The following is a 17,812-nucleotide window of genomic DNA, read 5'->3' on the forward strand; positions in this document are numbered from 1 at the left end:
CGAGAGCCGACGCCGCTGCCCCGGCGCGCCGGGCCGACGCTACGCTGACAGCGTGCGGATCCAGCCGATCGACCTCGTGGACGTGCTCGTCTATCTCGTCGTGCTCGGCGTCTTCGTCCAGCTCTTCCCCGCGGTGATCTCGGAGAGCTTCCTGCTCTCCCTGCTCACGGCGGTGCTGCTCAAGATCGTCCTGGAGATCGTGTTGCGGATCAAGAACGCCGTGATCCGGCGGATCCGCTCGGGGCCGACCGTCGCGGCCCGCATCGTCGCGGTGATCACGCTCCTGCTCATCATGCCGGGCAGCAAGTTCGCGGTGCTCGAGCTCACCGCGCTCCTGTTCGGCGACGCCGTGCGGCTGGGCGGCTTCTTCTCGGTGACGGCGCTGATCGTGGTGCTCATGCTCGCCCGGGGCGGGATGCGCCGGCTGCTGCGCACGCCGGCCTGAGAGCCGGATCCGGAGACGAAGAAGCCCCCTCCGAAGAGGGGGCTTCCGTACTGTCTCAACACAGTGTGCGCCTGGAGGGACTCGAACCCCCAACCTTCTGGTTGGGAGTCGCGTGGAAGCGATTCCGCCAGAGGAAGGCCCGTGCGAGCGCGTTCTGGACGCCGGAGCGTCGGTCTACCTTCGCACAGATTGCGTGTCAGTTCCAAGCTGACGCCGAAATCCCGACCCGTGAGGGGTCGGGACGGTGAGCCGTCGCGAGGTCGAAACGCTCGATTACGTGGCGTTCGCGAAGAGGATCATTCGGGCGGCTGGTGAGCGCTGCGCCAACGGTGACGACTTCGAGCTTGGCGAACTCGTGTCCGTCCGTGACGATCTGGAAGAGGCGATCACGCACGCGGCCCGAGGGATGCACGACAACGGCCATTCGTGGCAGTACATCGCTGACGGTCTCGGGATCACTCGCCAGAGCGCGCACGCTCGCTACGCCGAGAAGGTGCCCGCATGAGCAACATGGAGACTAACCAGAAGGTTAGGGGTTCGAGTCCCCGCTCCGCCCGACAGCACGGCCACGACATCGCCATTGTGCTCGGGATCGACCCGGGCAAGGTGCTGGCCGACTCGATGCGCCTGGAGCCGTTCGGAACCGGCTGGCGCGTGTCCTGGGAAGGCGCCGCGATCCTGCACGCCGACGCCGCTCGCATCCTCTTTGGTGAGGAGGCGAGCGCATGATCCCGCTCTGCCGACGTTGCGCGGAGGGCGACCACACCGACCACAAGACGTGGAGCCGCGGCCCCGCCCGGGGCGACGCAGGATGCACGGGCCGCTACTCGAAGCGCGTCGAGTGCCGGTGTGCACACCGGATCCCGGTCCGCACGGTTGGGCTGGAGGGCGAGCGATGAGCATGCTGACGCGATGCGAGAAGCGCGGCCACCGCTGGCGCGTGCTCGGGTTCAACTCGGCCTTCGCCGGCACACCCGATGTCGTCTACCTCCGGTGCACCCGGTGCCACCAGACGCTCACAGCCGAGATCACAGACAGGAGTGAACGATGAGCGAGGAAGAGCTGACCGCGTGGCTGGAGGACTGGTACGACCGCTGGGCCGGTCCCGGCGAGACGTGGACGATGGAGGTACTCGCGATCGGCCTGTGCGAGGCGTTCACGATCACGCCGAACCGCACGAACGGGTGTGAGCCCGGGTGTCGTCACGAGTGCGGGGAATGCCGACTCGGACTCGGCGTGCACCGGACATGTGACCCGCGCTGTGAACACGCCGACCGCACGGACGGGAGCGAACGATGAGTGCGCATGTGGCGACTTTTCATGTGGCGCTGTGCTTCGACTGCGGCTGGGAGGGCGAAGAGCGCGCGTTCCGAGATAACGCCGAGGGCGACGCGAACGGGCACGAATGCGAGAGCGCGGATCGCACGAGCGGGGGTGCATCGTGAGGGCGTTGTTGTGGGCGATTGCTGACCTGTTGTTCAGCCTTGCCGATTGCCTCCCGGATCGTCCGTCGAGGTCGGATCGATGACGATTCGATCACGGCCCGAACAAACCCCTAGCCTGCGATCTGGGGGAAGTCACAGCAAAGCAGGAGCAGGAATGAGTGTTGCCGTTGTGCCCGTGGTGTGGGCTGAGGCTATCGCGGCTTATGGTACGTGGATGATCGTGGCGAACCGGAGCGCCAACTCGATCCGGGCACGTCGGGAACAGCTACAGCACATGGCGAGGCGTGTAGGTGTCGGCCCGTGGGAGATGACCTACACGACGTTGCTCGCGTACGCGGCCGCGCAGTCGTGGGCGAGTGAGACGCGCCGAAGCCGGTACGCCGGGTTCCGGGAGTTCTGGCGGTGGGGGAAGCGTGAGGGGCTGATCGACGCGAACCCGGCGAAGCGGCTCCCGCTGATCAAGCCTGCGCCGCCCGCCCCGGATCCGGTGCCCGCCCCGGTGTATCAGGAGGCGGTGCGGAGGGCGGATCCGCGGACGGCGCTGATGATGCGCCTGGCGCACGACGCGGGCCTGCGCCGTGCGGAGATCTCGCTCGTGCACTCGGATGACATCCGTGAGGATCTGCTGGGCTGGTCGCTGCTCGTGCACGGCAAGGGATCCCGCCTGCGCCTGGTGCCGCTCACACCCCGACTCGCGCTGGATCTGCGGGCGCTCGGTGAGGGCTGGGCGTTCCCCGGCGCGATTGACGGGCACCTGTCCCCCAGGCGGGTCGGTGAGCTTCTGGAGGCCGCTCTCCCGGGCGCGTGGACGGGCCACAAGCTGCGGCACAGCTTCGGGACGAACGTGCACGAGGCATCCGGGGGCGATACGCTGACCGCTCAAGGGCTACTGGGGCACGCGAACCCGAACACGACCGTTCGCTATGTGCGTCCCAGCGACGCCCGCCGAAGGGCCGCGGTGTACGCGGCGGCGGGCTACTCGGTCCCGGAGACACCGGGCCGCCTCTACGCGATCAAGGAGATAGCCGGATGACCGAGATTGACCCGCGCGACGCGCACCTGTACAAGCTCCCGCCCTTCCATCATCTGACCGTCCTCATCGTGTTGGCGGTCATCGGTGTCGCAGGTGCCGTCGTGTTCGCGTTCTGGTCGGGTGCTGTCCGTGCGGAGTACGCGCCAGACGTGCAGCTTCTCGGGGCGCTGGGCCTGCTTGAGAACGCGTCGTTCATGCTCGCGGCACTCGCGACAGTCGGAGCGATCGTGCTCGGGGGTGTGCGCGCCTTGCACACAACCCCCGAGCTATCCCAGAAGTCTCGCCGCTAGTCGAAGAGTCCCGGGGGCGCTTCGGGCGGCGGCGGTGGCGACCCCCGGTAGATGTGATCCTGGAGCGCCCGGTTCCACGCCCAGAGCCGCTGGTTCTGGATCTGCCACTTGAACAGTTGGACAGCGAGCGTCGCCGCCGCCGCGATGAGGGCGGCGACGACGACTCCTGCGAACGTCAGGATCCCGATGGCCACGACGTCGGGGATCACTCCGTGCTCTCCGGCGTACCGTCCTTCTTGACCATGAAGAGGGCCAGGATGAGCGGCGTGAAGAGCGGCGCGGCCTCGGGCGCGATGAGCTTGTAATAGACCGCGATGGGGACGGCGGCGATGGCGACGCCGTAGATCCAGCGCCGAGCGATGCGCCAGCGACGGGCACGGGCGGCGTCGGTGCGGGCGGCGCGTGTCGTGGCGGTCATGCGCTGCCCGCCGCTCGCATCGCCTTGACGACATCGGCGACCATGACGGCGTGCTTGCGCGCCCACCGCCGATCCGCGATCGCGACCCGCACGTCGAACTCGCGCTCGTTGACCTGCTGGACGGGGCCGAAGATCTTCTCGGCTTCCGTGATGAACTCGCCCAGGTCGATGTCGGCGGTCTTGAAGTCGCCGAGGTGGTCGGCTCCCATCTCGTCCACGACGTAGATCGTGCCGTTCGGGTGTCGGATGAGTTTCGCTTCCATCATGGTGTTGTCCTCCTGTGCTTCTGTGGGGTCGTTGGCGTAGGTGTCGAGTTCGGGGAAGTGCTCGCCGTGCCAGGGCTCGTCGCGGTCGTCGTTGTAGCGGGCGGTCTGCCTCCAGCCGCCCGCCCGCCAGACGGCTGCGGCGTCGGGGTTGTACCAGTCGTCGGAGTCGGCGGCGTTGCCCGTGCAGTGCACGGAGTGTGCGGCGTCGAGCGCGTACGGAGCTTTCGGCCCTGTTCCGGCCTGATAGGCCGCCCAGGCTGCCGCGTTCCGGTTCGCGTCCTCTGCGGAGCGGCCCGCCTCGTTGATGTCGGCGGGTCGCCCAAGATGCTTGTCGATGCGGAAGATGGATGCGGCGGCGGTGTCCGACGCCCAGCCGCGCCCGTGGCCCAGATCGGTAACCATGTCAGGCCCCCACGAATCGGAGGTCGCCGACGTACGTGCCGTTGATGATGACCTCGATACGCCCACCGTCGCGGGTGACCCATTCGAGGCGGATATCTGCACTGCCGCTGCGGTGGACTACGGCGCTGTCGTCGGCGGCCCCGAGGGCGGTGCGTGCGGCGGCGGGCGTCGCGCCGCCCGTGCCGCCCTTCGCGATGGGTCGCACCGTGCCCGCGTTCTGGGCGATGTAGTCGCGGGTGAGGTTGATCTCGGTGTCGATGGTGTTCGCCAGGGCGGTGCCGGGGACGACCTGCATCCCGGCCGCGACGGCGGCGTCTCCAATTGCCATGAGGCGTGTCCTTTCTACAGGCTGTCGATGGTTCCGGGGAGGGCGTCGATGGTGCCGCCCAGGAGGGCTATCGCACCGGCTGGGGTGTCAGCGGTGCGTGTGGTGATGGTCATGGCGTCGCCGGTGAGGTCGTAGCGGAGCGTCTGCACGGTCCCGGACTGCGCCGGTTCGTCGGGCAGGACGATGCTGATCGCTTGCTCGGGCTGGGCGGTCCAGTCTGGGGCGGTCGTGACGGTGACCTCGCGGCCACGCTGGAGCGCCCGAACGGTCAGGTATTCGGCGTAGCCGGGGCCGGGGTAAGCCGACTCCACGGTGACCTCTTCAACGCGCTTCGCCCCGGCTGGGATGTAGGCGTCCACGCGCTCTTGCTGTGCGCCGTCGTAGTCACGCCAGCGGTAGTGAACAACACACCCGTCGAACCAGTCGGATCCGCGATCGATGGTGTCGGACCCGTCCCACAGGTTCACGCCGTACCTGATCGCGAGTGCACCGGGGGCCGCGTACCCCTTGTCCCGGAGGGTCCAGCGCCGCTGTTCGTCGCACACGAGCCGGAGCCCGAACGCCTGGAACAGCGGGTGCAGGAAGTCCATCGCGGACTGTCCTGCCCGCCACACGAGCAGTTCGGGGCGGCGGTCTATGACGGCACGCCGCTTGGAGGTGGACACGTCGGGATCCCCGATCCAGGAGTAGTCGTAGGTCGCCGTGTCGGGCTTGCTACCCCAGAAGTAGGTGGTGTCGTCCTGGGCGGGGGCGGTGCTCTTGCGAGACATGCGCACCTGGGACCAAAGGATTTCGCCGGAGGTCGCGCCGTGGTAGGCGCGGACGAAGAGTTCCTTCGCCCCCGAGGGGATGGTGACCTCGACCGACACGCGCGCGACGCTCCCGGCTGCCGCAGGAATCGGGTCGGACTGCACACCGATATAGCCGCCGACGTCCATGAGTACCTGGAGCCGCCGCCTGCGCGGCTCCAGCGTTCCGCCCTGCGCCGTGACCACGCGCCCGGTCGCGGAGATGACCCACGTCTCCCCCACGTTCATGCCGTTGAGGCCCTTCCCCGGCTCGAGGAGGTAGGCGTAGGAGTCGGCGGCGACGGGCGCGGAGAGGCGGATCGCGTTGTGCCCTACGCCGTCGATCAGCCCAGGCCAGGAACCTGTTGTGCCGACCGTGCATCCGCCGCCTGTCTTCGCGACGAGCTCGCGGGGATCCCGGTAGACGTTCTCGGCGTCGGTGTAGGTGGTGAGGTCGCCGTCGTGCGCTGGGCTCGCCTGGAGCGCTGCACCCGGGATCGCCTTCCCGAGCACGTAGTTGATGACGCTGCGCACGGATCCCTGGAGCGAGAGCGGCGTGATGTCGTCAGCACCGGGACGGTAGTCAGCGAGGAGCGCCTCGTCGGAGGCGAGTTCGATGGTGACTGTCCCGTCCCGGTAGGAGCGGGGCCGAGACCGCACGCCGAGGTCGAACGTACGCGGCCCCTGCACGCCAGCCGGACTGGTGCCGGTAGCGGTGATGCGCACCCGCGACCCCGCCCGGGGGTCGAGAGCACTGAGAATCGCCGGATCGGCCTTCGCGGTCAGGGTGGCCGTAACGTGCGGCCAGCGGCCCACGTCGAACGCCACGCTCCCGCCCGTCAGGTTGATCGGCTTGTCAGGCGTCCCGATCACGACGGCGCTGTAGACGTGCTGGGAGATCACGGCGTGACCTCCTGGAAGGGCACGTCCAGCGTCCACAGACGGCGTGTTTCGGGGTCGAGCTGCACGACGATGTCACCCTCTGCGACGACGAACGACATGCCGACCTGGGCTACGTCGGGGTCGGTGATCGTGAGCGTCTGCGCGATAGCGAACACTGCTGCCGCTGCGGATGCCTCCGCCCCCGTCGTGAACAGGAGTCGGAGCGTTCCCGAGCGGACGCCCGCCGGCCGGAGGGTGATGTCCGGGTCAGCCCGCCCGAGCACTTCGTGCACGAGGGAGCGTGCGGGGCGGGTCGCCTCCCAGCCGAGAACGAGCCGGGGCGTGACCGTGCCTGTCGAGTGCGTGATGGTGCTCACGGCATGGCCCCCGAATCGACCTTGACGCGCCCGTACATGGTGAACGAGCGCCCGTCGTTGTCGGACATGAATCGGTTGATGTCTCGCTGCGCCTCATCGATCGCGGCGCGGGCTTGCAGCACGACCTCGCGCCCGTTCAGGCGGTCGATGGTGCCGTCAGTGTCCTTGCCGAATTTGTCGACCGCCAGGGATGCCTGTCCGGTCTGCGCGTCGATAAGGATCTTGGTGTCGCCGTGGTCGGTCTTGAGCGTCACGAGCTTGTTCCCGAACTCATCGATCTCCACGCCCGCATCCTTGGTCGCCTGGATCTGACCGAGGAGAAGGTCGGTCGTGAACTTCACGGAATCGCTCGCCTGCTGGTTCGCACCGCGCGCCGTGTCGCCGGTCAGCTTCCAGTAGTTGTTGAGTTCCTGGAGTCCCGAGTTCGTCTTCTGGGTCCACACGTTGAACTCGTCGCCAGCATCGGTGGCGCTCTTGTTGGCGTCGGACACCCGGCCCATGACGACCGCGATTGCGTCGAGGTCGCCTGCGTTCGCTTTGAGGATCGTGGACATGTCCAGACCGGTCGCCTTCTGGGTGTCGAGAATCTTCGCGTACTCAGCGGCTCGGGCAGGGTTGTTGATGAGGTCTTGCTGGTTGGCGATGATCTGCGCGATATCGAGGTAGGCACGTCCGGCGTCGGAGGCATCGCGGTATGCGGCCTGGAGTCGATCCCTCAGTTCGTCCGCTTCGCGCTGCTGGTTCTCCAGTTCAGCGGTCATGACGCCGAGCCCCACCGCGCCCGCTGCGATGACTGCGGCACCGGCGATCCCGGCAGGACCGGTCCCGGCGATGGTCGCGGCGAGCCCGCCCAGGGTGTCCTGTCCGACTTGTCCGAGGTCGGCGAGGTTGCCGCGCACGCTGGATACCGCTTCGCCGAGATTCTGCCCGACTTCCTGCGTGACCTCCTGCGCCGCGTCCTTCATCTTCCCGAAGCCCTTGGCTTCGCCGATGTCGTCTACGGCGCGTTCGGTGCGCTTGGCCTGACGCTCCACGTCATCGAGCGCCTGCGCGGCCTTGCTGAACGACCGCCCGGCCTCGCGGCCCGTGTCCTGCGCGGCCTTCGTCATGTCGCGGAACGACCGCTCGACGCGGTCTCCGCTCTTGTCGGAGTCGTCGGCCACGTCATCGAGCGCGTCAGCGACGCCATCGAGGGTCTTGGACAGATCCTTGATGCCACGCTGTGCCGCGGTCGTGTTCGCGGCGATGTCGATACTGAGCCCCATGAGCCCTACTCCTGCTTTCCGTTGATGGCGTTGGCGATGGTGCGAACGGTGGTCTGAACCCAGAGGCGAGCGAGCCGCGGGATCATCTCTTTCACGGTTGGCCCCCACACGTAGCCGGTCGCGCTGCGCCGCTTGAGCTGCGCGGCGGTGTGCCGGGTGACCTTGTGTGTGCCGCTCTTCTTGGACCGGCGCTCGTATACCTGCGTGTCGTCGTCGGCTCCCCATTCGACGGCGGGGTAGTCCGTCTTCGGGTTGAGTCCTCCGGAGAGCGGGCGGCCCTTGTTCGCGGACTGGGCTCGCACGTTCTGGTTGGACACGGACACGACGGCGGTGTTGACGATGACCTGTCGCTCTAGGGCGGTGTTGGCCCGCTTGCCGAGGGCTTCGGACCATTCGGGAGCGGCGATGCGCTTGGTCTCTTGGCGGATCATCTTTTGGATGGTCTTGTCCAGAGACCGGATGGCGTAGATCGTCGCGAGTAGTTCTCGCGACTTCAGCACGTCCAAACGCATCGCCGCTCCCGTCGTCCTAATTTCGGTGTCAGGTGGAACCTGACGCCCTACGCGAGGACCGGCTGACCGTCCACGGGGAGCGAGACGGACGCCGTGGCGAACGCGCCGACCGAACCGCCGATGCTGCCCGGGAGGCCCGTGACGGTCACGGTCGCGGCCTTGAGCCCCGCGCCGACCTTGGGCGTGAACTTCATGGTGAGCTTCGCGCCGACGTTCGCCAGGAGGTACTGGCTCAGGCTGTTCGCGGTCTCGAAGTCCTGCGCGAAGTCGATGTTCGCGACCCATTCGGGCGACGCGACGTCCTGGTACACGGCGGACGGGGTGAGGCCCTTCCACGCCTGGACGGCGGTCGTCGGCACCAGTTCGACCTTGGACACGCTGCCCTCGTAGTCGCCGACGTCGGTCGCGCCGTTCTTGATGTTGAGCGTGCAGTCCCGGAGCACGTACGGCTTGAGAGCGATCTTGGCCATGTTCAGGCCTCCTTACTGGTGATGATGGTGATGGGGATGTCGTAGGCGAGACGGGCGTCGTAGCCGACGAGCTTCGCCGGGTCGTGCTGATAGCGCGGGTCGAGCCAATCCAGGAGCGACAGGGCGAGGTCATCGAGTTGGTCGACGGCCTTGTCCAGGTCCAGGTGCGGGCTGATGAGGGTGAGGAGCAGGCCGACGTCCCGGTGCGAGAGCGGTGCACCCGCGGTCAGGTCGATGGTCTGCGCCCGGATGAGGAGCGTGGGCTCCCTCACGTCGCCGAGCTTGCGCTCGGTCGCGATCACCCGGAGGCTAGGGAACTCGGCCTGCAGGGTGTCGGCAAGCTGCTGACGCACGCTCACGCGATCGCTCCCGTCGCCTGCTTCGGTCGGATCAACTGCTTGACCATCCAGTCGAGCGGGTGCGTGGTGACGCCGTACCCGGATCCATCGAAGTCGCCGCCCGGGGCCGCCTGGTTGGCGTTGTAGAGGTTCTGCGCCTGGAGGATCTGCGCGAGCCGCCAGCCCTCAGGGATGTCGTCCTCGTCGTCCATCACTCACCCCCAACCGCGTCGAGCATCACGGCACGGTCGCCGCCGCCGTCCACGAACCGGGCTGCAAGCTGCGCGACCTGTGCGGGGATGGTGGCGAGCGCCTGGCGGCGTTCCTGCTCCACAGCGACCGCGAAGCGCAGTGCGCTGAGGTCGTCATCGGTGAGCGTTGCGAGGTCCATGACTTCCTTTCAGGGGTTGAGGGTGGGGACGCCGGGGCGAGTGGATGGCCAGGCGTAGCCGCCGCCTCCGGCGTCGCCTACCTGCCAGGTGGCCTGCATCTGGAGCGTGATGGCCGATCCGTCTGGCCCCAGGTTGATGCCGTGGAAAACCCACTGCGAGCCCGTGAAGGTGAACGGGTTCGAGGGGCCGTTGCTGCCGCTTGTCACCGTGTGGCTGTCGTGCATCGGCCCGACCTTGGCCGAACCTCCAACGTTCGCTGTGCCGGATCCACCGAACCCGGCAGGGATCGCCAGGATGACCTTGCCGTAGCCGATGGTGCCGACTGTGACGACGAGATGGACGGTGTCTCCGACGCGCCGGATCGCACCCTCGGTGTTCGGATGGTTCGGGAAGAACGAGGCGTCGAGGTAGCGCCATCCGGTGTCGCCGTACACGACGCGCCACCCGGTCGCCCCGGTGCCGCTCACCTTGACCCACCGGATAGCACCGTTGGTTGCGGCGGTGTCGGTGTAGTACGTGCCGGGGCTGGCGGTGACGGCTCCCTCGGGGAAGCCGACGCCGCGAAGCTCGAACGCGGTCGGGTTGCCTGCTGGTCCCTGTGCGCCGGTCGCGCCAGCCGGACCCTGTGCGCCGGTCGCGCCTGTCGCACCAGCCGGGCCAGTGGCCCCCTGGGGGCCTGCCGGTCCAGCGGGGCCGACCGCCCCCTGGGGGCCAGCCGGTCCGGCTGGCCCTTCGGGGCCGGGAGGGCCGGGACGGATCCCGGCTGCTGGCGCACTCCCGGAGCCGTACGCGATGACTGCTTCCTTGGCGGCGAGGAGATACGCCTCCAGGATGAGCGGGTCATCGGGGGCGTCCGGCCACAGATCGAGGATCTGCGGGTCGTCGTGAGTGAACCAGCGCGCCATGGCTCAGGCGACGGTGACGACGCGCAGGGCGGCGGCGTTGTTGACGTTCTGCGCCCAGTAGCCGAACACGGCCACGTCGGTCGCGCCGTTGCCGGGGACGACTCCCTCGACACGGATGGGCGTGTCGGAGAGCTCGTAGTAGGTGTAGGCCTCCTTCGCTCCGACGATGACCTTGCCCGTGCCGACGTTCGCGGGGAGGATGTGGAACGACGCGAGGTCGCCCTCTTCCAGCCCGAACCCGGCGTTGAGGAACGCGAGCTTGTCCTTGTCGGACATGAGGATCGTGTCGCGCCACAGCTCCGGGGACATGAGCGCGAAGCTCGGACGGTTCTCGTTGGCGATGACGTCGAGTGCCCCGTCCACGAGGGCGGCGAGCCCCTTGGGGATGCCTGCGGGGACCGCGCCGGGGGCGGTGACCGTCGCCCCGGCCTTGAGGCCGGCGAGCACCTTGCCGTCGGAGACGCGCTTGTAGCTCTCGGTCTGCTGGGTGAGGAACGACGCGACCACTGCCTGATCGTTGAAGTCCTGGTAACGCCGGTCGAGGCGCATGCCGTTGGCGAGGCGGGCGGCGTCGATCTTGACGGGCTTGGTATCGACGGCGTTGGAGGGCACCTCGTCGGTGTTGCCGGTGTAGTCCGCGACGACGGGGAGCTTGGCGAGGTCCCACGTCCAGCCGATCATCTGGTAGTTGGTGAGCGCGGCGTTCCCGACGAGCGGAACGAACCGGCGGTTGTACGCGGCACGGAGCCACAGTTCGCCGAGGTAGCCGGCCTGCTGCACGTCGGCACCGATGGTGACGGTCGAGGGGCCCGACTGCTGGATGGTGGACAGGGCGAACAGCTCGCCCGCGTCCGAGTAGTTGCGGAGGGCGTCGGGGTCCTGGCGGGCGATGGCGGCGAACAGGCCGTCGAGGGTGCGCTTCGGGGCGGTCTGGGCTGCTGCGCCGTCGGGGACGATGTTGGTCATGGCGAATGCTCCTTCGGTGACGGGCTGGCCCGCCTGGTCGGTGTTCTCGGTGGTCTCGGTGATGGTGGTGGTCGTGGTGGATCCGGCGTCGGTGTCGGTGGTCTCGGTCTCGATGTCCATGACACGTCGCCAGGTGATGCCGTTCTCGTCCGTGTACTCGTTCTCCACGTGCTCGCTCGTCGTCGCCGCCTGATCGCTCGCGGCGATGTCTTCCTCCAGGGCGAACAGGCCAGCGGACGGGAACGCGCCAGCGGGGGCGAGTGCCGCGCCGGTGAGGCGGGAGCGGACGACGTTGGCGGCGTCGGTCACCATGTCTGCAACCTCGGCAGAGAGCTTGCGGAGCGTGCCGGGGTTGCGGAGGTAGTCGTCGCCCTGGTCGGTCTGCGCGACGGCGAACTCGGCGTAGACGCCTTCGCGGCGCTTCTCCAGGAACGTGGCTCGCCCGATCGGGTCGTAGCGGTTGTGGTTCCGGTTGAGGGTCACGACGGACGGATCCCGCGGCAGGTCGATGCTGTCGGCGGAGAACATGACACCCTCGTTGCCGGTGATGTTCGGGCGGGAGCGTTCGCCGAAGGGGAGCAGGATCCCGCGGAGCGTGCGCGTGGCGGGGTCGTAAGAGAACTGCGCGTCGGTCATGCCTGTACCTCCTGGGTGGTCGGGGCGTCGGTGCGGGTGCTCGCGCCGAACGTGTCGTTGGGGACGGCGGTGAGGTTGGAGCGGTTGACGCGGACCTTCTTGCCCGGGGTGAGCGTGGAGAGCGCGTGCTCGAACGGCGCGAGCCAGTACTCCAGGTCGTCCACGACCTGGTTCCGGGAGCCTTCCTGGGTGACGTAGGTGAGGCTGCTGGTCGCGGTGGACCCGTCGAGGTAGGAGACGGGAAGGTTGACCTGGTTGGCGATGTCGATGCGGGAGGCGTTGCGACCTTTGTCGAACAGGTCGGCCTCCACGTCGCCGTGCACTTCGAGGTTGAGCTTGGCGGGAAGGAATCCCACTGCGCCGTTCTCGCTCGTGCGAGCGCCCGCCCACGCCGTCACGTAGCCCTGGGCCTCATCCTTCGAGATGCCGTTGTCTTCGGCCTCGTGGAGGACGATGATCGGGATGGGGTTGCGGGCGCGTCCGACCCAGGCTTTCTCCATGTACCGCCATCCGCGGATGGTGTCGCGGGCGGTGATGAGCAGGCCCTCGTCGGGCCCGCAGAAGAGGAGCACGGATCCGGGGTCGGTGACGGGTGCGCCGTTCGCGGAGACGCCGGTCGGGGATTCGTCGGAGAACGTCCAGTGTGCGCGGGGGATGCGCGCGGCCTTGGTGATGGTGTCGCCGTCGCGCTCGATGGCCCAGAGGCTCCAGCCGGTGAAGAGGAGGTCGTCCAGGGTCCAGGCGGTGCGGTGCCAGACGGTCTGCACGGTGCCGGTGTCGCTGAGCCATTCGGGCTGGGTCGCGTCGGGCACGAACTCCCCCTCGGTTCCGGTCATGGTGCCGAGTTCGAGGGGGAGGTCGGCGAGGCGTCCGACGATGACGGCGCGGGCCTTCTTGACCGGGGAGACGGTCATCGCGACTTCGCGGGTCACGGCGTCGTCGACGGATCCGCCGTAGATGTCCTTGTAGACGAGGGCGGCAAGTTCGGGGCTCGGGGCGTAGGGGAGGATCGGCAGCGGCGAGAGCACGTTGTGGGCCGTGCCGGGAGCGCCGAACAGGAGCCGCGAGAACCAGGACATGCCCGCAACCTTAACCTTTCTTGTCTAGTCTCTACGCAAATCTGTGGATAACTTTGTCGCTAGCTCACAACGATGGGCGCGAAGGACTCCCCCACGCCGGGATCCGGAAGCTTGTAGATGGCTGCGGCTGCGGCTTCCAGCGGCGTCACGTCGAACTCGGGGTTGGTGGCGGGCGCACCGAACAGGACAGCGCCCGCGGAGAGGCGTCGCACGGCCCCCGCTGCGGCGGTGTCGAGCGGTTCCTGTGCCCAGTGCAGGGTGGTGCCGTGCTTGAGGCCGTTGATGAGCTTGGTGGTTCCGACCTTCTTCTCAGCGAACCGGAGCATGGTCACCTGGGGGCGGGGCCGCGCCTGGCGGTTGAGCTGCTGGATGATCTCCTTCTCCTGCGGGCTGTCGTCGTGGATGATCGGGAGCCGGGTCTGCTTCCAGAGTCGCCAGAGCACGCCGGGCATCCCGGCGTTGCCTTCCTGGTGGTGCACGAGCTTGAATGCGACGCGCGGTGGCGCGGCTTCGGTGTCGCCGTCCATGACCCACGCAGTGCGCGCGAGGTCGCCGCCCTCGTCGGCCATGTACCAGGCGATGGCGACGGAGGTCCACAGGCCGGACGGGTGCACGGCGAACGCGAGTGCGAGCGGCGTCACGCCTTCCGGGACCGCGCCAGGCTGGAGAGTCGCGGCCCACTCGGGGCCGAGCACGACATCGTTGCCGGCCGCGCGGCCGAAGTGGCCCAGGTACTCCATGCCGAATCGCTGGGGGCCGAGGATGGGGAAGTTCTTCGCGATCTTGGCCATGTTGGTGAGGCCGTCGAGGCCAGGGTGCAGCGCCTCGATGATGGCGCGTGCTTGGTCCCATGTCTGAATGTCTGCGTCCTCGATGTCGTCGGGGACGCCGAAGCGGATCCGACCCGCGGTGGGGTCGTGGAGCGTGGCCCAGAAGTGGGAGCCGTCGCGGTACTTGCCGCCCGTTCCGGCGTAGATGAGCTGCGCTCCCGGGCGGGTGTCGAAGGACGGGACGACGGCGCCCACGATGTCATCCCACATTTCTGGTTCGGCCTCGCCGCCCTCATCGAGCACGAGCGTGTCGTACGCACCGGAGCGCACGTCGTCGCCGTTCGGGGAGAGGATGGCGAGCTTGGATCCGTTCGCGAACTCGACGCCGAGGGATCCGTTCGACTCCATGAGCTTGATCCCGATGACCTTCTCGCGGTGCGGCTTGTCGCGCCACTTGCGGGTGATGGGGTCGCGCACGTCGAGCTTGAATCGCTCCCCCGCTTTCTTCGCGGTGGTGAGCATCGTGTACCCGGCCATGTAGACGGCGCGCATCCAGCACCGCCCGAGGAGGATGCACCACAGCGTCGTGGTCTTCGCGCTGCGTCGCGGCTCCAGCACGGCGTTGAGGAACGAGCCCGCGCCGTCCTGGTCGTCCGGGCCGTCCTCCACGATCGCGCCGACGCCGATGACATCGACCGTGCGGAGCATCTGCGGCTGGAGGTTCGCGAGGAGCCCGCCCGCGACGATGCGGGACGGCACGATTTCGTTGATGATCCACGCGCCCACCAGGAACTCAGCACGGGCCTGGAAGTTGCCGACGAGGGCCGACTCGTCTAGCGGGCGTCGGCCCTCATCGCGCTTCTCATCCCACGCGGCGGCATCGAGGAGCGGGTGATCGCGCACCGCTTCCGGAAGCTGCTCCCCGGCCCAGTCCAGGGGGGGGATTTCGCTAGCGGAGGCGGCAGTTGTCGCGGCCTCACTCAAAGAGTCGATGTCGGTCAGAGTCGCCATGTTGTCGCGTTCTTGGTCGGGATGGTTGGTGTGTGTCGTGCGTTGGTGATGGCCGCGCCGAGCTTGGCCCCGGCCGCTCGGTTGCCGACGCATGCACCGGTCTTGTGTCGGTGCTCGGGTGCAAGGTCGGACAGCGCGGAGCCGAGCGCGCCGGGCAGGTGCCCGACGTCGAACGGCTGGCCGGGTGCGATGGCACCGCGGCAGCGCCAGCACGAGACAGCCCGCCCGGCGCGCCACGCGGAGCGCACGCGCTCACGGATGATGCGTGCGTTGCGCCGGTACTCGGGTGTCTGGTGCTTGGCGCTCACGGGTGCTGGTTCTTCCCGACGTTCGCGGCGTGGATGGCGAGGGCGTCGGCACCGGCGCTGATGAACGCTGCGCAGGCGTCGAGGTAGGACGGGCCGTCCTCGATGAGTTGGCATCGTGCGCCGTCGAGTGTGGCGGTGATGGACGAGAGCGCCCGTGTGGTGCTGACCATGCGCAGGCGGATCGCTTCAACCTGAAGTTCGTGAGCGGATCCGATCAGCGTCGTGAGCCTGTTGAGGTAGGCGGTCGTGAGGATGCGGTCTCGCTTGGTGGCGGTGGTGGTCATCGTGTGACTTCCTCGCAGATGCCGCACTGGTGCGGTCCGATGTGCTCCCACGAGCGGACACAGAGGCAGACGTGACCGTTGCGCTGTGGGATGGCGGCGACGCACTCACCAGCGAGCGCCATCGCGACGGCATGCTGCGCTACATAGATCGCCCGCTCCCCCGCTTCCTCCGGCGTGAGCTTTCGCCTCGCGATCATGGACAGGTAGTAGCCGGATCCGGCCCAGCCGACGCCGCACGCGAACAGGATCGGCACGAGCGACCCGCCAAGGACGCCAGAGAAGAGCCCGTCGAGGAATGCGGATCCGAGGCCGAGGAGCGCACCGACAACGATGGCGAGGATGCTGGTGTGGAGAAGTCTCATGTCAGGTGTTGTCTTTCGGTTCGTAGGCGGGTCCGTACTCGGCGAGGAGTGCTCGGATTTCAGCGCGGTTGAGGCGGCGAGGTTCGCTCTTCTCTTGGCGTCCGTCGTCCCTGTGGTGCCCGCATTGGCACCAGCCCGAGGGCGTAGGTACGTGGTCCATCGGTCCTGCTCTTTGGTGAAGTTCTGGGAGTGGCTTGACCCTGAGAGATCTCCCCGATGCGTGGGGTGTCTCTCAGAGGGGTTCAAGCCGATGGGGTCTTGCTCTTCGGAGCCAGCCCGGTCGTTACATGACGCCGGGCTGTTGAGGCCCGGCCAGTGCCGGTATGTGCAGTCAGGATGAGTTCGGGGGTGCGCGCCGGGGCCTGCCTTTAGTCGCGCTCCTGCTGCTCGCGGTCCTACGTGGTGACGGGCTACAGGCTTCCCGGGTCTCGCCCCGTTCCCCCGGGGTCGTGTGGTGCGTCCTAGCCGCGTATGTGGTTATCCCCTTGCGGGGTCCGTGATGAGTCCCGGATGCGGTTCGTGATTCGCCTGAATCGGTTCTGATGCATGTCGATCACATTCGTGCATTGCGATGCATGCGAATCGGATTGATACCGGCGTGTCTTGTTTCTGATTCAAATGTCAGGCTAGGCTGACGTCATGACCACGATCACGTTGAACGGCACCCTCGGTCTCGGCGGCACGCTGGCGCTCTACCGTCAGATGGCAGGCCTGGACCAGGTGCAGATGGGTAAGCGCGTCGGCGCATCGCGTCCGACGATCAGCGCATGGGAGCGGGGCACCCGCGAACCGAACTTCTCGCAGGTCGTCGCCTGGGCGCGCATCACCGGCCAGCCCCTCCAGCCGCTCGTTGACGCCGTGGGGGTTAACGACGAAAGCCCCGCCGAAGCGGGGCTTTCTGGTGTGGTGCGCCTGGAGGGACTCGAACCCCCAACCTTCTGATCCGTAGTCAGATGCTCTATCCATTGAGCTACAGGCGCATCCGGTCTTTCACAAGACCGCCCGCTCTCGCGGGCCTCGTCAACAATACCCCAGACGCGGGCCGGAACGCGAATCGAGCGCCCCCCGAGCGGATCGCCCGGGCGTGGCGCACCTCAGCGCAGCTGCTTGGCGGCGCGCTTCTCCTCGCGCTCCGCCGCCTTCGCGGCGGCCTTGCCCGCCTTCTCCACCGCCTTGTCGGCCTTCTCGCGGTTCTTCTTCCTGGCGCGCTGATCCGACGCCAGCGCCTGCAGGTCGACCAGGCGCAGGGCCTGCATCCGCGCCTCGCGCATGGTCTCGTAGTCGGGATCCTCGTCCGGACGCATCGCCTCGACCGAGAGCCTGCTCTGCAGGTTGCCCGCCACGTCGCTCCACGCCGCGGCGCGCGCCGCCTCGACCAGGAACCGCAGCGCCTCGGGATCGTCGGCCATCTCGCGCAGCCGGTCGGCCACGGCGGAGGACTGCTTGGCCCGCTTCTTCAGATTGCGCACGTCGCGATCGCGATAGTCGTGGGTGCCGTGGGGATCCGAGTACCGGCCATGAGCGCGCTTGCGCATCGTGTTGGCGAGGTCGGCCGCCTCCTCCGCCTCGGTCGCGAGGGCGAGCAGCGCCTCGTGCGCGTCGTTCATGTACTTGGCGACGTCGAACGAGCCGCCCTGAGCGATCGTGCCCACGAGGATGTGGTTCTTGACGGTCAGACGGGCGGCGGACGTGGCGATCGCCACGCCCTCGGCGATGGCGTCAGCGCTCTTTCCCACTCCGACCTCCTCCTCCCTTCGAGCGTACCGGTTCCCGTTCCGCAAGAGCAGGGCCATGGGGCAGGATGGGAGCAGTGTTGCGCCCACCCGACGCATGCGACGAC

The 17,812-nt window shown here is 67.9% G+C and carries 27 protein-coding genes and 1 tRNA gene; 7 read left to right on the forward strand and 21 right to left on the reverse strand.

Translation table 11 applies throughout. The annotated features are described in order from the left end of the window. Window positions 1-52 precede the first annotated feature (52 nt). The 6 genes from J8G10_RS02930 to J8G10_RS02955 all read left to right on the forward strand — a co-directional run bounded on the left by J8G10_RS02930 (window position 53) and on the right by J8G10_RS02955 (window position 3,213). Window positions 53-445, forward strand: a complete 393-nt coding sequence (locus J8G10_RS02930) for a hypothetical protein (protein ID WP_251439118.1) — start codon at window positions 53-55, stop codon at window positions 443-445. A 244-nt stretch (window positions 446-689) separates the two neighbouring features. Next, window positions 690-950: a hypothetical protein gene (locus J8G10_RS02935; RefSeq protein ID WP_251439121.1), complete on the forward strand. Its 261-nt coding sequence runs from the start codon at window positions 690-692 to the stop codon at window positions 948-950. Further along, window positions 947-1,174 (forward strand): hypothetical protein, encoded by a 228-nt coding sequence (locus tag J8G10_RS02940; RefSeq protein ID WP_251439123.1) that lies wholly within the window; start codon window positions 947-949, stop codon window positions 1,172-1,174. The genes J8G10_RS02935 and J8G10_RS02940 overlap by 4 nt, the downstream gene beginning before the upstream one ends. A 318-nt stretch (window positions 1,175-1,492) precedes the next feature. Continuing rightward, on the forward strand, window positions 1,493-1,744 hold the full coding sequence (locus J8G10_RS02945) for a hypothetical protein (protein ID WP_251439125.1): 252 nt from the start codon (window positions 1,493-1,495) through the stop codon (window positions 1,742-1,744). 453 nt (window positions 1,745-2,197) lie between these two features. Then, the gene (xerC, locus tag J8G10_RS02950; protein WP_251439127.1) at window positions 2,198-2,923 is read left to right on the forward strand and encodes a tyrosine recombinase XerC; all 726 of its coding nucleotides are present in this window, start codon (window positions 2,198-2,200) and stop codon (window positions 2,921-2,923) included. Beyond that, complete coding sequence (locus J8G10_RS02955) at window positions 2,920-3,213, forward strand: hypothetical protein (RefSeq protein WP_251439129.1); 294 nt, start codon at window positions 2,920-2,922, stop codon at window positions 3,211-3,213. The genes xerC and J8G10_RS02955 overlap by 4 nt, the downstream gene beginning before the upstream one ends. Here the strand turns inward: J8G10_RS02955 and J8G10_RS02960 are convergent. Genes J8G10_RS02960 through J8G10_RS03050 form a run of 19 tightly spaced genes read right to left on the reverse strand, consistent with a single transcriptional unit; the run spans window position 3,210 to window position 15,972 of the window. Further along, window positions 3,210-3,422: a hypothetical protein gene (locus J8G10_RS02960; RefSeq protein ID WP_251439131.1), complete on the reverse strand. Its 213-nt coding sequence runs from the start codon at window positions 3,420-3,422 to the stop codon at window positions 3,210-3,212. The genes J8G10_RS02955 and J8G10_RS02960 overlap by 4 nt on opposite strands. Then, window positions 3,419-3,631 carry a hypothetical protein gene (locus J8G10_RS02965; protein WP_251439133.1) on the reverse strand — a complete coding sequence of 71 codons (213 nt, stop codon included), beginning with the start codon at window positions 3,629-3,631 and terminating at the stop codon, window positions 3,419-3,421. The genes J8G10_RS02960 and J8G10_RS02965 overlap by 4 nt, the downstream gene beginning before the upstream one ends. Then, on the reverse strand, window positions 3,628-4,299 hold the full coding sequence (locus J8G10_RS02970; protein WP_251439135.1) for a hypothetical protein: 672 nt from the start codon (window positions 4,297-4,299) through the stop codon (window positions 3,628-3,630). The genes J8G10_RS02965 and J8G10_RS02970 overlap by 4 nt, the downstream gene beginning before the upstream one ends. A gap of 1 nt (window position 4,300) precedes the next feature. Next, window positions 4,301-4,627, reverse strand: coding sequence for a hypothetical protein (locus J8G10_RS02975; RefSeq protein WP_251439136.1), 327 nt, complete (start codon window positions 4,625-4,627; stop codon window positions 4,301-4,303). Between the two features lie 14 nt (window positions 4,628-4,641). Then, complete coding sequence (locus tag J8G10_RS02980) at window positions 4,642-6,318, reverse strand: hypothetical protein (protein ID WP_251439138.1); 1,677 nt, start codon at window positions 6,316-6,318, stop codon at window positions 4,642-4,644. Beyond that, window positions 6,315-6,674, reverse strand: a complete 360-nt coding sequence (locus J8G10_RS02985; RefSeq protein WP_251439140.1) for a hypothetical protein — start codon at window positions 6,672-6,674, stop codon at window positions 6,315-6,317. The genes J8G10_RS02980 and J8G10_RS02985 overlap by 4 nt, the downstream gene beginning before the upstream one ends. Continuing rightward, window positions 6,671-7,939, reverse strand: a complete 1,269-nt coding sequence (locus J8G10_RS02990) for a hypothetical protein (protein ID WP_251439142.1) — start codon at window positions 7,937-7,939, stop codon at window positions 6,671-6,673. The genes J8G10_RS02985 and J8G10_RS02990 overlap by 4 nt, the downstream gene beginning before the upstream one ends. 5 nt (window positions 7,940-7,944) lie before the next feature. Further along, window positions 7,945-8,451: a hypothetical protein gene (locus tag J8G10_RS02995; protein WP_251439144.1), complete on the reverse strand. Its 507-nt coding sequence runs from the start codon at window positions 8,449-8,451 to the stop codon at window positions 7,945-7,947. Window positions 8,452-8,498: 47 nt separating this feature from the next. Further along, window positions 8,499-8,921 (reverse strand): hypothetical protein, encoded by a 423-nt coding sequence (locus J8G10_RS03000; protein ID WP_251439146.1) that lies wholly within the window; start codon window positions 8,919-8,921, stop codon window positions 8,499-8,501. A gap of 2 nt (window positions 8,922-8,923) precedes the next feature. Next, window positions 8,924-9,280: a hypothetical protein gene (locus tag J8G10_RS03005; protein ID WP_251439148.1), complete on the reverse strand. Its 357-nt coding sequence runs from the start codon at window positions 9,278-9,280 to the stop codon at window positions 8,924-8,926. Further along, window positions 9,277-9,471: a hypothetical protein gene (locus J8G10_RS03010; protein ID WP_251439149.1), complete on the reverse strand. Its 195-nt coding sequence runs from the start codon at window positions 9,469-9,471 to the stop codon at window positions 9,277-9,279. Before J8G10_RS03010 ends, J8G10_RS03005 begins: the two co-directional genes overlap by 4 nt. Then, on the reverse strand, window positions 9,471-9,650 hold the full coding sequence (locus tag J8G10_RS03015) for a hypothetical protein (RefSeq protein ID WP_251439151.1): 180 nt from the start codon (window positions 9,648-9,650) through the stop codon (window positions 9,471-9,473). The genes J8G10_RS03010 and J8G10_RS03015 overlap by 1 nt, the downstream gene beginning before the upstream one ends. 9 nt (window positions 9,651-9,659) lie before the next feature. After that, window positions 9,660-10,556, reverse strand: coding sequence for a collagen-like protein (locus J8G10_RS03020; RefSeq protein ID WP_251439388.1), 897 nt, complete (start codon window positions 10,554-10,556; stop codon window positions 9,660-9,662). A gap of 3 nt (window positions 10,557-10,559) precedes the next feature. Beyond that, complete coding sequence (locus J8G10_RS03025; protein WP_251439153.1) at window positions 10,560-12,158, reverse strand: hypothetical protein; 1,599 nt, start codon at window positions 12,156-12,158, stop codon at window positions 10,560-10,562. Beyond that, window positions 12,155-13,237 (reverse strand): hypothetical protein, encoded by a 1,083-nt coding sequence (locus J8G10_RS03030; protein WP_251439155.1) that lies wholly within the window; start codon window positions 13,235-13,237, stop codon window positions 12,155-12,157. The genes J8G10_RS03025 and J8G10_RS03030 overlap by 4 nt, the downstream gene beginning before the upstream one ends. A 59-nt stretch (window positions 13,238-13,296) precedes the next feature. Further along, window positions 13,297-15,018, reverse strand: a complete 1,722-nt coding sequence (locus J8G10_RS03035; protein ID WP_251439156.1) for a hypothetical protein — start codon at window positions 15,016-15,018, stop codon at window positions 13,297-13,299. Further along, window positions 15,006-15,326, reverse strand: a complete 321-nt coding sequence (locus J8G10_RS03040; RefSeq protein WP_251439158.1) for a hypothetical protein — start codon at window positions 15,324-15,326, stop codon at window positions 15,006-15,008. The genes J8G10_RS03035 and J8G10_RS03040 overlap by 13 nt, the downstream gene beginning before the upstream one ends. After that, window positions 15,323-15,610: a hypothetical protein gene (locus J8G10_RS03045; RefSeq protein WP_251439161.1), complete on the reverse strand. Its 288-nt coding sequence runs from the start codon at window positions 15,608-15,610 to the stop codon at window positions 15,323-15,325. The genes J8G10_RS03040 and J8G10_RS03045 overlap by 4 nt, the downstream gene beginning before the upstream one ends. Further along, window positions 15,607-15,972, reverse strand: coding sequence for a hypothetical protein (locus J8G10_RS03050; protein ID WP_251439170.1), 366 nt, complete (start codon window positions 15,970-15,972; stop codon window positions 15,607-15,609). Before J8G10_RS03050 ends, J8G10_RS03045 begins: the two co-directional genes overlap by 4 nt. A 639-nt stretch (window positions 15,973-16,611) precedes the next feature. Here J8G10_RS03050 and J8G10_RS19630 point away from each other — a divergent pair. After that, a complete protein-coding gene (locus J8G10_RS19630) occupies window positions 16,612-16,914 on the forward strand; it encodes a helix-turn-helix transcriptional regulator (RefSeq protein WP_374208752.1) in 303 nt (100 codons plus the stop codon). On the opposite strand, the gene J8G10_RS03055 is transcribed toward J8G10_RS19630, so the two are convergent. Together J8G10_RS03055 and J8G10_RS03060 are read right to left on the reverse strand one after the other, a co-directional pair. Beyond that, window positions 16,877-16,952 (reverse strand) — tRNA-Arg (locus tag J8G10_RS03055). The two genes, J8G10_RS19630 and J8G10_RS03055, sit on opposite strands and share 38 nt — an antisense overlap. 114 nt (window positions 16,953-17,066) lie before the next feature. Continuing rightward, window positions 17,067-17,708: an asparagine synthase gene (locus J8G10_RS03060; protein WP_251439178.1), complete on the reverse strand. Its 642-nt coding sequence runs from the start codon at window positions 17,706-17,708 to the stop codon at window positions 17,067-17,069. Window positions 17,709-17,812: the final 104 nt, after the last annotated feature.

The organism is Microbacterium sp. USTB-Y, assembly GCF_023703415.1.
Lineage (GTDB): Bacteria > Actinomycetota > Actinomycetes > Actinomycetales > Microbacteriaceae > Microbacterium.

What these genes read in the sequence shown, in the direction of transcription:
- J8G10_RS03030 (WP_251439155.1), bottom strand. Translation starts at nt 13,237, where the DNA reads ATGTCCTGGTTCTCGCGGCTCCTGTTCGGCGCTCCCGGCACGGCCCAC.
- J8G10_RS02965 (WP_251439133.1), bottom strand. Translation starts at nt 3,631, where the DNA reads ATGACCGCCACGACACGCGCCGCCCGCACCGACGCCGCCCGTGCCCGT.
- J8G10_RS03050 (WP_251439170.1), bottom strand. Translation starts at nt 15,972, where the DNA reads ATGAGACTTCTCCACACCAGCATCCTCGCCATCGTTGTCGGTGCGCTC.
- J8G10_RS03010 (WP_251439149.1), bottom strand. Translation starts at nt 9,471, where the DNA reads ATGGACGACGAGGACGACATCCCTGAGGGCTGGCGGCTCGCGCAGATC.
- J8G10_RS02995 (WP_251439144.1), bottom strand. Translation starts at nt 8,451, where the DNA reads ATGCGTTTGGACGTGCTGAAGTCGCGAGAACTACTCGCGACGATCTAC.
- J8G10_RS03020 (WP_251439388.1), bottom strand. Translation starts at nt 10,556, where the DNA reads ATGGCGCGCTGGTTCACTCACGACGACCCGCAGATCCTCGATCTGTGG.
- J8G10_RS02945 (WP_251439125.1), top strand. Translation starts at nt 1,493, where the DNA reads ATGAGCGAGGAAGAGCTGACCGCGTGGCTGGAGGACTGGTACGACCGC.
- J8G10_RS03015 (WP_251439151.1), bottom strand. Translation starts at nt 9,650, where the DNA reads ATGGACCTCGCAACGCTCACCGATGACGACCTCAGCGCACTGCGCTTC.
- J8G10_RS19630 (WP_374208752.1), top strand. Translation starts at nt 16,612, where the DNA reads ATGACCACGATCACGTTGAACGGCACCCTCGGTCTCGGCGGCACGCTG.
- J8G10_RS02955 (WP_251439129.1), top strand. Translation starts at nt 2,920, where the DNA reads ATGACCGAGATTGACCCGCGCGACGCGCACCTGTACAAGCTCCCGCCC.
- xerC (WP_251439127.1), top strand. Translation starts at nt 2,198, where the DNA reads ATGACCTACACGACGTTGCTCGCGTACGCGGCCGCGCAGTCGTGGGCG.
- J8G10_RS03045 (WP_251439161.1), bottom strand. Translation starts at nt 15,610, where the DNA reads ATGACCACCACCGCCACCAAGCGAGACCGCATCCTCACGACCGCCTAC.
- J8G10_RS02990 (WP_251439142.1), bottom strand. Translation starts at nt 7,939, where the DNA reads ATGGGGCTCAGTATCGACATCGCCGCGAACACGACCGCGGCACAGCGT.
- J8G10_RS03000 (WP_251439146.1), bottom strand. Translation starts at nt 8,921, where the DNA reads ATGGCCAAGATCGCTCTCAAGCCGTACGTGCTCCGGGACTGCACGCTC.
- J8G10_RS02975 (WP_251439136.1), bottom strand. Translation starts at nt 4,627, where the DNA reads ATGGCAATTGGAGACGCCGCCGTCGCGGCCGGGATGCAGGTCGTCCCC.
- J8G10_RS02970 (WP_251439135.1), bottom strand. Translation starts at nt 4,299, where the DNA reads ATGGTTACCGATCTGGGCCACGGGCGCGGCTGGGCGTCGGACACCGCC.
- J8G10_RS02940 (WP_251439123.1), top strand. Translation starts at nt 947, where the DNA reads ATGAGCAACATGGAGACTAACCAGAAGGTTAGGGGTTCGAGTCCCCGC.
- J8G10_RS03035 (WP_251439156.1), bottom strand. Translation starts at nt 15,018, where the DNA reads ATGGCGACTCTGACCGACATCGACTCTTTGAGTGAGGCCGCGACAACT.
- J8G10_RS03025 (WP_251439153.1), bottom strand. Translation starts at nt 12,158, where the DNA reads ATGACCGACGCGCAGTTCTCTTACGACCCCGCCACGCGCACGCTCCGC.